Annotated in this window: 12 protein-coding genes; all 12 read right to left on the bottom strand. The window is 67.7% G+C overall.

What is annotated here, in order from left to right:
• Positions 1–245: 245 nt before the first annotated feature.
• A complete protein-coding gene (locus tag FKZ61_RS03720) occupies positions 246–1,511 on the bottom strand; it encodes a Gfo/Idh/MocA family oxidoreductase (RefSeq protein WP_141608735.1) in 1,266 nt (421 codons plus the stop codon).
• 89 nt (positions 1,512–1,600) lie between these two features.
• A complete protein-coding gene (locus tag FKZ61_RS03715; RefSeq protein ID WP_141608734.1) occupies positions 1,601–2,596 on the bottom strand; it encodes a Gfo/Idh/MocA family protein in 996 nt (331 codons plus the stop codon).
• 3 nt (positions 2,597–2,599) lie between these two features.
• Entirely contained in the window at positions 2,600–3,736 is a 1,137-nt protein-coding gene (locus tag FKZ61_RS03710) for a Gfo/Idh/MocA family protein (protein WP_141608733.1), read from the bottom strand.
• Positions 3,737–4,103: 367 nt separating this feature from the next.
• Positions 4,104–4,874, bottom strand: coding sequence for an SDR family NAD(P)-dependent oxidoreductase (locus FKZ61_RS03705; protein ID WP_211358391.1), 771 nt, complete (start codon positions 4,872–4,874; stop codon positions 4,104–4,106).
• A 79-nt stretch (positions 4,875–4,953) separates the two neighbouring features.
• A complete protein-coding gene (locus tag FKZ61_RS03700; protein WP_141608732.1) occupies positions 4,954–5,856 on the bottom strand; it encodes a dihydrodipicolinate synthase family protein in 903 nt (300 codons plus the stop codon).
• A 64-nt stretch (positions 5,857–5,920) separates the two neighbouring features.
• Positions 5,921–6,766 (bottom strand): sugar phosphate isomerase/epimerase family protein, encoded by an 846-nt coding sequence (locus FKZ61_RS03695; protein ID WP_141608731.1) that lies wholly within the window; start codon positions 6,764–6,766, stop codon positions 5,921–5,923.
• 43 nt (positions 6,767–6,809) lie between these two features.
• Positions 6,810–7,988 (bottom strand): mandelate racemase/muconate lactonizing enzyme family protein, encoded by a 1,179-nt coding sequence (locus tag FKZ61_RS03690; RefSeq protein WP_141608730.1) that lies wholly within the window; start codon positions 7,986–7,988, stop codon positions 6,810–6,812.
• Positions 7,989–8,003: 15 nt separating this feature from the next.
• Complete coding sequence (locus FKZ61_RS23850) at positions 8,004–9,275, bottom strand: mandelate racemase/muconate lactonizing enzyme family protein (RefSeq protein WP_141608729.1); 1,272 nt, start codon at positions 9,273–9,275, stop codon at positions 8,004–8,006.
• A 284-nt stretch (positions 9,276–9,559) separates the two neighbouring features.
• Positions 9,560–10,912 (bottom strand): glycoside hydrolase family 1 protein, encoded by a 1,353-nt coding sequence (locus FKZ61_RS03675; protein WP_229964126.1) that lies wholly within the window; start codon positions 10,910–10,912, stop codon positions 9,560–9,562.
• A gap of 8 nt (positions 10,913–10,920) precedes the next feature.
• Positions 10,921–11,412: a deoxycytidylate deaminase gene (locus FKZ61_RS03670; protein WP_141608727.1), complete on the bottom strand. Its 492-nt coding sequence runs from the start codon at positions 11,410–11,412 to the stop codon at positions 10,921–10,923.
• 332 nt (positions 11,413–11,744) lie between these two features.
• Positions 11,745–12,650, bottom strand: a complete 906-nt coding sequence (locus FKZ61_RS03665; RefSeq protein WP_141608726.1) for a UbiA family prenyltransferase — start codon at positions 12,648–12,650, stop codon at positions 11,745–11,747.
• A gap of 28 nt (positions 12,651–12,678) precedes the next feature.
• Positions 12,679–13,491: a hypothetical protein gene (locus tag FKZ61_RS03660; protein WP_141608725.1), complete on the bottom strand. Its 813-nt coding sequence runs from the start codon at positions 13,489–13,491 to the stop codon at positions 12,679–12,681.
• Positions 13,492–13,660: the final 169 nt, after the last annotated feature.

Here is a 13,660-nt window from a genome sequence, read left to right as displayed (position 1 = left end):
AGTTCCGGGTGGATGGAGGGGCAGAGACGTAGGCGCAGCTACGAGCTGCGCCTACGACGTGGCACCGGTTCCCGTAGAGGCGGGCCGCCGTGCCCGCCCGTTGTCGCCAATTGCGAAAAAATGCCGGTTTGCCGTAGGGGCGGGCTCCCAGCCGCCCGATGCCGCCGGATCCGGACGGATGCCGATACCCCGTCGGCCCGCCCTACGTCCCGTTGCGCCTAATCCGGGCGGATGGCTCATGGCCCTCAAAGGCCCAGCCCCTCGTTGATCTCCCGCTGATATGCATCCACCTGCTCGTTCAGCACCTCGTCCAGGGTCACCGGACGACCGGCCACGCCCGACTCCAGCATGGCGTAGGAAACCGCAACGGAGCGGGTCCCCTGGTCCAGGTCCACATCGATGGGATGCTCGCCCAGGATGGCGCCGGCGAAGTCGTCGTACTCCACGGCGATGAGCTTGCGGTCGGTCTCGGCGAAGGGGAAATCGTAGCGCCAGAGGCGGTCGCCCCCAAAGAGGGTAGCCGTGGCCCGGTTCAGGTGAAAGTCCGGCACCAGATCCAGCAGGCGGCCGTCATCCACCACCTGGCGCCCCTGTTCCCGGTACAGGGTGATGGGATGGCCGCTGCGGTCGTGGGGCAGGTCCAGCGAGCCCAGGGAGCCATAAATCAGGCGAGACCAGAGGCCCTTGCCATGGCCGGCGTGATCCTCGATGTACTGGCCCACCGCGCCGCTGGCGAAGTTGACCGTGGCGTAGACCGCATCCTCGGCCGTCACTTCGAAATCCGCGGGCATCTGCTTCTGCCAGCGGGTGTAGACCCCCGCAGGGCTGGCCTGGGGCTCTTCCCCTGCGCCGGCGGGGTTGTGGCGCACCGGCTCGTGCAGACGCACCTGGGCGTAGACGCTGGTGATGGGCCCCATGAAATACTCCATCATATCCGCATAGTGGACGCCCACATCCAGCAGGACGCCACTCTGATCCTTCATGTGCCGCCAGACGGAGATGAGCATCTGGTTGCCGCCGCCCACGGTGTTGTGCACCATGAAGCGGGGCGTGCCGATGATGCCCGCATCCAGCAGGGCTCTGGCCAGCCGATTGATGGGATCCCGCCGGTAGTTCTCGGCCACGCTCACCACCAGCCCCCTGTGGGCCGCGGCCTGCCGGATCCGGTTGCAGGCCCGCACCGTCAGGCCCACCGGCTTCTCGATCATGGCGTGCCAGCCGTGCTCCAGGGCGGTCACGCCCAGGGTGTGATGGTGGCGGGGCGTGGTGGTGATGTCCACCGCCGCGACGCCCAGGGGGACCAGATCGGCCATGTCCGCCACCACGGCCGGCCGCCGTCCGAAGAACTCCGCGGCCTGATCGGCCAGGGAGTTGGCGTTGTCCGCCACCGGGTCGCACGCGGCCACCAGGTCAAAGCGGGAGAGACCGGCCCGGTGCAGTTCGGCCAGGCCGTACAGGTGGCGGTGGCCCATCCCACCACAGCCCACAATTGCTAACGGAATGCGTTCCATTGATTCCTCCACAAAGTTCGTTTGCAAGATAGTGTCGGCGTTCCCCGCGCCCTCGTCACGAAAGGATGCTTGACCTACGAACCACTGGATCAGATGCCGCCTGTGGCCCGGAGCAGGGTCTCCTGGACCAGCAGCTCGTGATCCAGGGGACGGTCCGGCAGCTGGTGACCGCGGATGGTGGCCAGGAAGGCGATCAGCTCCGCCTGGTACATCTCCTGACGGGTCTGGGGGGGCAGGGGGAGGAAGTGCTCGCCCTGCTCGTAACCGCCGGCCGCCTCTTCCAGGCAGAGGCGTAAAGTTCGGGCCGGCTCGAAGGGATCCACGATGATGGCGCTGCCCCGGTCACCGTAGACCTCGAAGCGGCGGGCCATGGGGCGGGGTTCCATGGCAGCGATGTCCACGTAGGCCAGGGCCCGTTCGAACTCGAAGACCCCCAGGGTGTTGTCCCGGAACGCGGGCACCAGGCCGCTGTCGTTGCGCAGAAACGCGGTCACCTTCTGGGGCCGCCCCAGGATCCAGACGATCTGGTCCAGCATATGGCCGGCCAGGTCATAAAAGATCCCCCCGGCGTGCTGGCTGATCACCGCTCGCTGGGCCACGGTGAGGTGGGTGGACATGTGGGCGCGGATGGCGAAGACATGGCCCAACAGCCCCGACCGGGCCCATTCCGCCACCTGCCGGAAGCCGTGGTGATAGCGGAACATGTAGCCCATCTGAATGTGGAGGCCCTTCTGGCGCGCCTGGGCGACGACACGCTGCCACTGGGGCCAGTTGTCGCCGGCCGGCTTGTCGTACCAGACGTGCTTGCCCGCGGCTACGAGCTCCTCAGTCTGGTCCAGGCTCTCGGCGTTCAGCCCCTCGGAGGCCACAGCCACGATGGTGGGGTCGTCCAGCAGTTCCTCCTTGTGGTCGAACCAGCGGACCTCCTGGAACGGACCCGGCTCGGCCATCAGGGCAGCCCGCCGTTCCGGGTCCGGCTCGTAGACGCCGGCCAGCTCCACGTCCGGGTTGTTCAACATGGCCAGCAGCTTGCCCGCGGCGTGGCCATGCTTTGTCCCGTATTGGGCCATGCGGATGGGATCCATGGTTCACTCCGGAAGCTGGGCGCCCTCGGTGTCCGCGGTCATGCGTTCGCCCCGCAGCAGGAAGGCGCGGATGTCGTAGCGGCCCGGCCGCTGGGGCGCCAGGTGGCCGGACTCCACCATCAGATCCAGGGGGTTGAGCCGGGTCTGCAGGGGCATGATGACCTTCTCGTGGCAGCGGGCCGATTCGTAGATGGCGTGGATCATCTGGAGGGCCTTGTAGCCGTTCTGGGCTTCGCCCCGGTGGGTGTCGATCTTGCCCTCGATCCAGTCGGCCAGCTCGTCGGCCTGGGCAGCCCCGGCCTCGTCCCATTCGAAACGCCGGCCCAGCTCGGCCACGGTGAAGAACTTCCCATCGGGCTGGTGGAGCTCCCAGCGGCCGCCGGTCTCCTGGTTCATCAGCTGCAGGTTTTCCGTAGTCAGGTTGATCATCCCCTGGCTGCCGTAGATGAGCGCGCCCTGGTAGTAGTTGGGCACCAGGTCGCTGAGGAGCAGGGCCCGGGCGCCGCTGCGAAACTGGAAGACGCCCACCGCGCAATCTTCGATGCGGGTGTTGCGCTCGTACTGGTCGGTCTTGCGCTCGATGTTGCCCATCACCCATTCGCACTCGTCGTCGCCCAGGAGGTAGCGGTACATGTCGGTCTGGTGGGAGCTGTAGTTGGGCAGGCCGGCGCCGCCGAAGCTCTGGATGAGCTGCACCTGGCCGATGGCGCCCTGGGCGATGAGGTCCCGGGCCAGGGTGTAGGCCGGCAGGAAGCGGCGCTGGTGGGCGATGGCCAGCTTCACGTTGTTGCGCCGGCAGGCAATCATCATCTGCTCGGCCCGGCCCACGGTGTCGGCCATGGGCTTTTCGCAGAGGATGGCCTTGGGCTTGAAGGCAGCCGCGGCGATGGTCCACGTGGCGTGGCCCGCGTGCCAGGTGCAGATGGAGACCACGTCCGGCCGCTCCTGGGCCAGCATCTCCCGGGCGTCGGTGTAGTGACGGGTGGACAGGTTGAACTGCTGGTCGACCTCCTCCATGGCCGACTCTTCCAGGTCGGCCATGGCCACGATCTCGTAGCGGCCACAGTTCAGGTAGCCGCGGATGTGGTTGCGGGACATACCGCCGCAGCCGATGATGGCAACACGGTGTTTGGTGGACATGGACAGGACCTCTTTCCTGGTACAGTCTGGCGTAAATACCACGGAAGAAATTCCGGGTGCCCTCTGGGCGCACGACCTCTGGTGGAAACGGTCGGCGAAGCCGCGGGCCAGAAGCCCGAGCGGCTATGCCGCGGGCCAGAAGCCCGATCGGCTATGCCGCGGGCCAGAGGCCCGATCGGCTATGCCGCGGGCCAGAGGCCCGATCGGCTATGCCGCGGGCCAGAGGCCCGATCGGCTATGCCGCAGGCCAGAGGCCTGATCGGCGAAGCCGCAGGCCAGAGGCCTGATCGGCGAAGCCGCAGGCCAGAGGCCTGATCGGCTATGCCGCGGGCCAGAGGCCTGATCGGCGAATTTCTGCCGGGATTGACTACACGGCGGTGAAGCCGCCGTCCACGCAGAGCACCTGGCCGGTCACCATGCGGGCCGCCGGGGAGGCCAGATAGATGACCGCGGCCGCGATCTCCTCGGGTTCGGCGATGCGGCCCATGGGGACCTTCTCCAGGTTTTTGGCAAAATCGGGGTTCTGCAACGCCTTCTCCAGCAGGGGCGTCCGGGTGAAGGTGGGGGCCACCGCGTTGACCGTGATCTTGTGGGGGGCCCACTCCGCGGCCAGGGAACGGGTGAACTGGCCCACCGCGCCCTTGGCCGCCGCGTAGATGGAACGCAACGGGCCGCCCACCACGCCCACCTGGGAGCTGATGGTGATGATGCTGCCCTCCACCTGCTGCTGGATCATGTGGCGGGCCACGGTGGTGGACATGAAGAAGGCACCCTTGAAGTTGACGTCGGAGATGTAGTCGAACTCCTCTTCGGTATAGTCCAGGGCCGGCTTGGGCACGTTGTACCCCGCGTTGTTCACCAGCACATCCACCCGGCCGAAGGTGTCCATCGTCTGGGCCACGAAGGTGCGAATGCTCTCCACCCTGGAAACATCCAGGGGCCAGGCGTAGGCGCGGCGACCCAGGGCCCGGCACGCCTCGGCCGTGGCTTCGGACTCGCTCACCGTGCGGCTGCCCAGGGCCAGGTCCGCACCGAACTGGGCCGCGGCCAGGGCGATGGCCTTGCCGATGCCCTTGCCTGCGCCGGTGACGATCATCACCTTATCGGTCAGGTCGAACGAAATGGGTTGGGTCATCATCTCCTATCCTTTCATCTCATCCAGGGTTTCGCAGAAGGGTGGGGCTGTGTCCGATGGCGCCTGTGGACAACGGCCAGGGCTACATGGCTGCCAGGGCGGCGAAGCCCACGGCCTCCAGCTGGGCGTGCAGCGCTGCGCGCCGTTCCGCGGGGAAGGGGCGATTGGGCAGGCGGGGCTGGCCACAGTCGAAGCCCAGGATGGCCATCACCGCTTTGAGCGCGCCCATGAAGCCAAAGCTGAAGAGAACGCGGGTCACCTGGTTGGCCTGGAGCTGCAGCTCAGTGGCCCGGGCCAGGTCTCCTTGCTCCCGGCAGGCGTGGATCTCCCGATAGACGCCGGGGATGTAGTTGAGGGTGGAGCCGATGTTGCCGCTGGCGCCGAACATGCTGGCGAAGAGACACTCTTCGTCCATGCCCGAGAAGACGGTCCAGGGATGGTCGCCCCGGTACTCCGCCCCCAGCTCCACGATCTGGCGGAACTCGTGCATGTTGGGGCCGGTGTACTTGCTGCCGGCCACGGTGGGGATGGCCATGAGCTGGCGCATGAGGGCCACCGCGTCGGTGGGGCCCCCGAAGATGTAGCTGAGCAGGGGCAGGTCGGGCGCGGCTGCGCTCAGGGCGGCGAAGTAATCGACGATGCTGGCCACGTCGTTGTAGAAGGGCGGAATGATGCTGGCCACGGCGTCCGCGCCGATCGCCTGGGCATGGGAAGCCAGGGCCACGGCATCGGGGAGCGCCAGGGCGCCCACGTGGACGATGACCGGCACCCGGCCATTCACCTGCTCCACCACCGTTTCGGCCACCCGCTGGCGTTCGGCGACGGACATGTAGACGCCCTCGCCGGTGCTGCCACAGACGTAGAAGCCGCCGATGCCCTTGCCGAGCAGGTAGTCGATGACCGCGCGCAGGACCGGTATGTTCACCTCGTCACGGGCGGTAAAGGGCGTCAACAGCGCCGGCCAGGCGCCTTGAAATTGGGGCATTGTGATCCTCTTTCGTCACTTCAATCAGGATTGATAATCAGGATTGATCCGTGTTCCAGTCATTTCACCCAGCGTGCCGCGGCCTTCCCCCGGCTTCTACCCAGGCCCAGTCGACATAAGGGATGGCCCGGCGCAACCCTTCTTCGCCCCGTTTGCTGGCCTCTTCCACGCTCACCCAGCCGTCGAAGCCGGCGGCGATGAGGCGGGACAGAATGGGCACGATGGGCGCCACGCCCGTCCCCACCAACACCGGCTCAAAACGGCCGGCCTGGCGGATGTCGCTGACGTGGACCATGGCCACCCGATGCTTCACCTGCTCCAGCACGGCCAGGGGATCGTCGTTCAGGGCCAGGTTGTTGGCCGTGTCGAAAAGGAGCTGCAGGCCGCTTCCTTCGGTGCGGGCCACGATCTCCAGGAAGATGTCCGCCGGTTGAGAAAAGTCGAAGTATTGCCAGGCATAGCCGATGGTGTGGTTCTCGTAGCACAGGGTCACCCCGGCCTGGGCCGCCTGCTCCAGGCCGGCCAGCAGCCCCTGGACCGCCCACTCGATGCCCGCCTCCCGCTCCACGCCTGGGTGGGCCTGGCCCGCGGTCACCCGCAGGAAGGGCGCCCCCAGCCGCGCGGCCACGTCGATGTACGCGCGCACCTCGTCCACCTGGCGGGCCCGCTCCCCGGGGTCGGGATGGGTGAAATCGGCGTAGGTGACCAGCATGGTGATGGGTACGCCCGCATCCTCCGCTTGGCGTCGCAGCCCGTCCAGATAGGCTGCGTCCCGGCTCTGGAGGTGGGCCACGCTCATGTCCGCGCCGTCCAGGCCCAGGTCGGCCGCCAGCGCAAACCACTCCTGGAGGGTACGCCGGCCTGCGCTCAGATCGGCGTAGAGGGAGACCGGCAAACAGCTCAGTTTCATCGCGTTGTTAACCTCGTGAATGTGAACAACTCGTCTTTTGTCATCACTCCACCGTCACCTCGAAGTAATCCCGCGCATAGTAGGCGACGGCGTCGTGGTCCAGCGCCACACCCAAACCCGGCTCCTCCGGCACCAGCGCGGCGCCGTCCCGATACGCCATGCGCGGGGTGACCAGGGTATGCTCCCGCACCCACTCGCTCTGGAGGTCGCTGGCCAGCACGCAGTTGCGCGCGCAGGCAGCCGCGTGCAGCCGCAGATGCTGGAGCACGCCCAGCTCCAGGGAGCTGCCCTGCCAGCAGTCCTTATGAAAGAACTCGGCCACCCGGGCCATGTGCAGGAAGCCAACCAGGCTGCCGGTGCCCAGGTTGTAGGCGTGGGCCAGCTCCTCCTGCAGGGCGAAGCGGAAGATCTCCTCCCGGCGGGGGTGGCAGATGATGGTCAGGGGCGAAATGGAGCGGGCCTGTCGCCAATCTTCGGCCACCTGCCAGGGAAAGGGATCCTCGATCTGGATCTCGCAGGGGAGCCGGGCCAGGGCCTCCAGCCGCCGGGCGCTCTCCCGCAGGCTGCGCCAGGCGTACATGGGATCGATGGTGAAGCGGAAATTCTCGGGCAGATCCCCGGCCAGGGAGAGCAGCGCCCGGGCGGTATCTCCCTGGAAGTTGGACTTCATCTTCATGCCCCGCAGCCCCCGGTCCACGGCCTCCCGGATCAGCGCCCGCAGGGTCTCCGACCCAGGCCGGTTGACCCAAAAGTCGGTGGCCACCGCCTTGCGCACCGCGCCGCCCAGGAGCTGGTGGGCAGGCAGGCCCGCGGCCTTGCCCACCGCATCGTACCAGAGGGACTCCAGGAGCAGGTAGCTCCGCCCGCCGGCGCTTTCCCAGGACCAGGCGGGATAGCTCATGGGCAGGCCCACGGGCGAGGTGCCCTCCATCCAGACGGTGGCCGGTGCCATGGCCAGCAGGTTGCGCCCCAGCAGATCCCGCAGGGTCGCCTCTACCGTGGCCCGGGACGTGCCCCGGTCGCACTCCCCGACGGCGGTAAAGCCGGCCGATGTCTCCCCCTCTACCAGGTGGATGGGCATGTCGGGCCAGGCCAGGCTATCCCGGTAGAGGGGGCCGCGGCTTTCCGGGGCCGAGAGGATGTCGGCCCGGGCTGGCACCACCACCTGCCAGACACGAAACCGGGTGAAGGTCAGGCCGCCTGGCCGGGTCATCTGGGGCATTTGTGACTCCCTTACTCAGTCGGGACGGGTGCTGCGGACCGGGCCTTGCTGGACCCGGGCGTAGAGGTCAGCCCACTCGGGCGTGCCGTCGTCCTCCCAGATCTCCAGGCGCACGCCCGGCTCCTGGACGGGGTGGTTGCCGGCCAGGAAGTCGGGCCAGACCTGGTCCCGCATGCTGGCGTAGTGGACCACCCGGCCGCCGGGCCAGACCACCGAAAGGATGTGGCGGGGCTCCGGCAGGTCGTAGGGGGGCTCCATCCGGAAGCGGCTCAGGGCCTCCTCGTCCACGGTGACGCCCAGCCCCGGCCCATCGGGCACTTTGAGGTAGCCGCCCTGGATGGTCAAGGGCTCGGTCAGGAGGTCGTCGGTGTAGTTGTTCAGGCAGGTGATGGTGGGCCACTGGGCAAAGGGAAGCACCGCGCCCAGGTGGGCGGCCAGCGCGGTCACCAGACCCACGCCCACCAGCTGCAGCCAGAAGGGCTTGGCGAACTCACCGGCCAGGGTCCCCTGGCGCAGCACCTGGGAGACGCCGCCGCCAATGACGAAACCGTCGCAGACCTTGTGGCGCACGGCGGTGGGGAAGGGCGGCACGCCGAAGTGCAGGGCAATGGGGTGTGCCACCTTGCGGCGCAGCTCCCGCAGCCCTTCCACGTCGTGCTGGGGGATGGGCCCCTCGTAGATGGAGACCCGCTCGTACTGGTCCAGCTTCTGGAGCACGGGCACCGCGTTGCCCGCGTTGAGCAACATGCTGTTCCAGTCCAGATCCAGCCGGTAGTGGGGCGGCGTGACTGCGCTCACGGCTTCCACCTGGGCGTAGACGTCGATCCAGGGCCGGGTCTTGAACTTGTGGAAGATGTAGCCCTGGGCCACTGCGTCCCGGGCCTCCTCGGCCAGATCCTCCGGCCCCATCTTGGTGTTCCACCAGGCGATGGGACACCAGTCCCGCACCTTGGGCAGGTTGAAGAGCCGGTGGACCGGCACCTCCAGGGCCTTGCCCACCAGGTCGTAGAGGGCCATCTGCAGCCCGGCGCCCAGGGAATCGTCGCCCAGGAAGTCGGCCGGGTTGCCGCCCTGCACCCGCTCCATGGCCTCGTCCGAGACCCGGCCCCAGGTGTAGTAGGGCAGCGTCTCGCCATAGCCCACCAGGCCGGCGTCGCTGGTCACCCGGATCACCTCCACGATCTGCCACTTCCAGACCAACAGCGCGTTCCAGCGGGCCGTGCGCGGGGTGAAGGGCACGCGCAGGGTGATGCGCTCCACCTGGGCAATACGTAAGTTGGGCTTCATGGGTTTGTCATCCTGTGCTGTTGCAGGCTGCGTGTTTGGGTTGATGGTGGTGCAACGGGACGTCGAGAGCCCCGGCGCACGCGTGTTGTGGAAGGCAGGCAATCACACACCAGGGGAGATGGTGTACGCAGATTCAGCCCGGCTCCAAGCGCCTGTTCTGCCAGGGCAGGCGGCATGGGGCAACAGCGCTGAACACCGCGCCCATTTATGTTATTTGGAAGAGACAACGCCTGTCAAATTTCATCGGCCATGGGCTGCGCACCCGGGTCGGAGCTGCGTGGTCCCTACCCCGTGGCGGTGCTCAGCGCGTCGAACAGGGGCAGCAGCCCCGGGGCGTGGCGAACCACATGCTCGCGGGCGATGGCATTGCGTCGGGCGATGTCGCCGTACAGGTAGGCGCTGGGGCGGGCCTGCCGCTCCTGGGTGACCGGGTCCAGCGCCACCAGGCCAAAGCGCAGCCCCCAGCCCTCGGTCCATTCGAAGTTGTCCACGAAGGTCCAGTGGAAATAGCCCCGGACGTCACAGCCTGCGGCCATGGCCCGGCGCATCTGCAGCAGGTGGGCCAGCAGCCAACGGGGACGCTGGTCGTCGTCCGCGTCCGGCAGGCCGTTCTCCAGGACGTAGATGGGCTTGCCCAGGGGCCGGGCCTCCAGGCAAAGGCGGTACAGGCCTTCCGGGTACAGTTCGCTGTACGGGCCCCGCCGGCCGCTGTCCGAGGTCTCGGCACCCGGGGTGAAGGTCTCCTGGCCGAAGAGGGACCAGGGCCGGGGGGTGAAGCGCACCAGACTGCGGGAGTAATAGTTGATGCCCACGAAGTCAAAGCTGTCGGCCAGGTCGGCCCGGTACTCGCCCAGCCCCACAGGCGGCAGGATTCGCCCCGTCTGGGTGGCCCGCTGCCACAGCTCCTCGAAGAGATAGCGGCGGAGCCAGGCTGCCAGGCGGTCGCCGGCATGGTCGTCGCGTGCTGGGGTGAACAGGCGCCGGGCCTTGGCATAGCCCACCAGCGCGTCCGGCTGCAGGGCGTGGATGGTGTGGTAGGCCGCTGCGTGGGCCAGGAGCAGGTGCCGGTAGACCCGCAGGGCGGCCACCGGATCCCGCTTGAAGGGCGGCCAGATGCCCCGGAACCAGCCCTGACCCAGGTAGACCAGGGGCTCGTTGATGGTGAGCCAGATGGGACGAAGGTCCGCCAGGGCCGAGACCACCCGGTGGACGTAGCGCTGGAAGCGGTGCACCGTCTCCGGGCGCTCCCAGCCGCCGGCCACCTCCAGCCAGATGGGATTGGTGAAGTGGTGGCAGTTGACCATGGGCGTGATGCCCCGGTCCCGCAGCTCGCCCACCATCTGCCGGTAGCGATCCAGGGCGGCCCTGTCAAAGCAGGAGGGGGCCGGCTCCACCCGGCTCCACTCCACGCTGAGCCGGTGGGCGTTCAGGTGAAACTGCTGCATGCGGTCAAAGTCCTGCTCCGCGTGGCGCCACCAGTCGCATGCCAGCCCACAGCGATCCCCGTTCCAGATGCCGGAGCCCTCCGGCCGCGGCTGCTGTTCGAAGAGCCACCACTGGTTGTTGGTGTTGCCGCCCTCCACCTGATAGGCGGACGAGGCCGTTCCCCACAGAAAGCCGTCGGGAAAGGGTAACACAGGGCCTGTCATGGCGCTGGGCTGGATTCGGGCTCCGGCCGGTAGACACTGTCGCCGGGCCGCCGGCGGGGCAGGTGGACCAGCTCCACGCCGGCCTGGGCCAGGAAGTCCCGGGAGTAGGCGTCGGGGTAGTTGCCGGCGTAGACCACCCGGCGCACCCCGGCGTTGATGATCATCTTGGCGCAGGTGAGGCAGGGTTGGTGGGTGACGTAGGCGGTGGCACCCTCGGTGCTGACGCCGTGGAGCGCGGCCTGGATCAGGGCGTTCTGCTCGGCGTGGAGGGTGCGCACACAGTGGCCGTCCACCATCAGATGGCCCACGTCGTCACAGTGGGGCAGGCCGGCCGGCGCGCCGTTGTAGCCGGTACACAGGATGCGCCGGTCGCGGACCAGCACCGCGCCCACGTGGGCCCGGTCGCAGGTGCTGCGCTGGGCCACGGTGAAGGCGATGTCCATGAAGTATTCGTCCCAACTGGGACGGGAACGGCGAGCTTCCGCCATAACCCTTCTCCTTGATGGTCGTTGTTCCACAGATTGCACAGATGAACACCAATATGTAGGGGCGGGCCCCCGTGCCCGCCCGTTGTCGCCAGCCGCACAAGGGGCCGGTTCCTGTAGGGGCGGGCCAAGGCCCGCCCGTTGTCGCCCCATCCCGGCGGGTGAAGGGACGGCGACGGATGCGCCGTATGTAGGGGCGAATCATGTCGCCCCTGCCGCCTACCACGAAGCGGCGATGTCCGGCAGGGGACGGGTTTCCTTCACCAGGGTCAGAAACCACCCACGGCGGGCTTCCAGCCCGCCCTACATACGGTCCACCCGGCCGATATTGATCCTCAGGCCAAGATCAATGCCAGCAGACCACAGAAATAACTCCCCTTCAACCAGGCCAGGCATCGACTGACCCGACGCGGGCTGGCATCCCGCCAGAGGACGGCGACCGTGGCCAGCAGGGGCAGGTCCACCCCGACCAGCACCAGCACCAGGTAGGCAGGTGAAAAATCACCGAAGCCCACGGAGATCAGAGTGAAGCCCGTAGCCAGCAGGGCCAGCCCAGCCACCAGCGTCAAGGTCGGGCGTACCCCCCAGCGCACCGCGGCCGTTGTCTTCCCGGCGGCCGCATCGCCTGGAATGTCCTCCAGGGTCTTCACCAGCTCCCGGGCCTGGATGAAGCTGGCCAGCAACAGGGTGGGCGGCAGCAGTTGTTCCAGCCGCGGCCAGGCGGTCAGTGCGCCTATGCCCCAGACAGCCACAGGCCCCACCCACAGGCTGGCAGCAGCCAACAGGGCGACCAGGGTGTTGCCGGCCAGGGGCAGGGCCTTCAGGCGCAGGTTGTAGAAAATCAGCAGGCCGACCACCCCACCAGCCACCGCCGTGGCCAGGAGCCCCAGGGACGCGGCCAGGAGCAGCCCTCCCAGGGCCAGGGCCGTGGCCAGAGCGCCCGCCGCAGCCGGTGTCACAGCGCCGGCGGGCAGGGGCCGGTCCGGCTTGTTGATGGCATCCTCCGCCTGGTCCACCAGGTCGTTGCTCACGTAGCCGAAGGCGGTGATACACCACATGGCCGCGGCGGCCCGCCAGACCGGCGGCAGCGGCGGCCAGATGCCGGCCAGCCGCGCGCCCAACAGCACCAGGACGCTGGCAGGCAGGGAATTGCTCAGACGCAACAGCCGCAGCGTGGCCCAGCTCCGGGCCAGGGGGCGGTCTGCTACCCAGGAGAGGGCCGAAGCCAGCAGTGGAAACATGGATGGGTGGAGCGATGGCAGAAAAGGGTCAGGTGCCCGCGGTCACATCAAAGTGGAGGTCGGCCAGAATGCGGCGTCCATCCGCCTCGCTCTCCACGGCCAGATACAGGGTCTCGGGCCAGGAGCGGTCAGGCTTGTGGGGGTCCTCTGAGGGGATGGTCATGTTGTAGTCGATGGCCAGGGCCAGGGAATCCTGGCGCCCAAAGCGGAGGCGGCCCCAGCGAATTCGCAGGATGTCCCTGGGCATGAAGAAGACGTACCACATGCCCACTTCATCCTGGGGCCAGCGGGCCACCCGCAAGAAACGGCGTCCCCGCACCAGGCAGAGGACCGCGTGTTCCCCTGTGGCAAAGGTGCGGTAGAAGCCGGGCAACCAGGTAAAACGCCGGTACTTGCCCTCCACCGAAAACTGGCCCGTGGCGTGGATGGCAATTTTATCGGCCACAGGCATCATCTCAGGCGTGACCTCAGGAGGCGCTTTCTCAGTAAAAGAGACAAAGTCCTGGCGGCGCAGGCGCGCCCAGAGCAGCCAGTTCGCGATCACCAGGAGCACGGCCACCAGGCTCACCACCCGGCCACCGGGCAGCCATCCCGGCGCCCACAGCAACGCCACCAGCCAGAGCAGCACGTTCACCATCCTGCGGACCGGCGTCCCGCCCAGCAGGAAGCGATCCAGCTCATAGGCCAGCACCCGCCAGGACGTCCTGGGCGCCTCGTCCGGGAAAATGGTGACGGGTCGGGCCGGTTGGGGGGCAGCCGAACGTAGCGTAGAGGCCCCGCCCGGCTGCGGCGGGGCCCCGTGGGTTCCATTTTGGTGAGGTTGACCGATGCGCAAGTTCAAGGGTCGTCCTTCAAGGGAATAGCCCGGCTTCAATAGACCAATGGTGCTTAATGTAGTGTGTAGTGCGTGGCAGGTAGGTCACGCATCCTTGCGTAACAGGGGCGCAGGGAACACCGGCACCCTTGTTCGGCCAGGAGGCCGGACCTGCGGCGTGGTGTGTGAAGCCGCC

Source organism: Litorilinea aerophila (assembly GCF_006569185.2).
In the GTDB taxonomy this organism is placed as follows: domain Bacteria; phylum Chloroflexota; class Anaerolineae; order Caldilineales; family Caldilineaceae; genus Litorilinea; species Litorilinea aerophila.
This window is presented reverse-complemented; position numbering and strand designations above follow the sequence as displayed.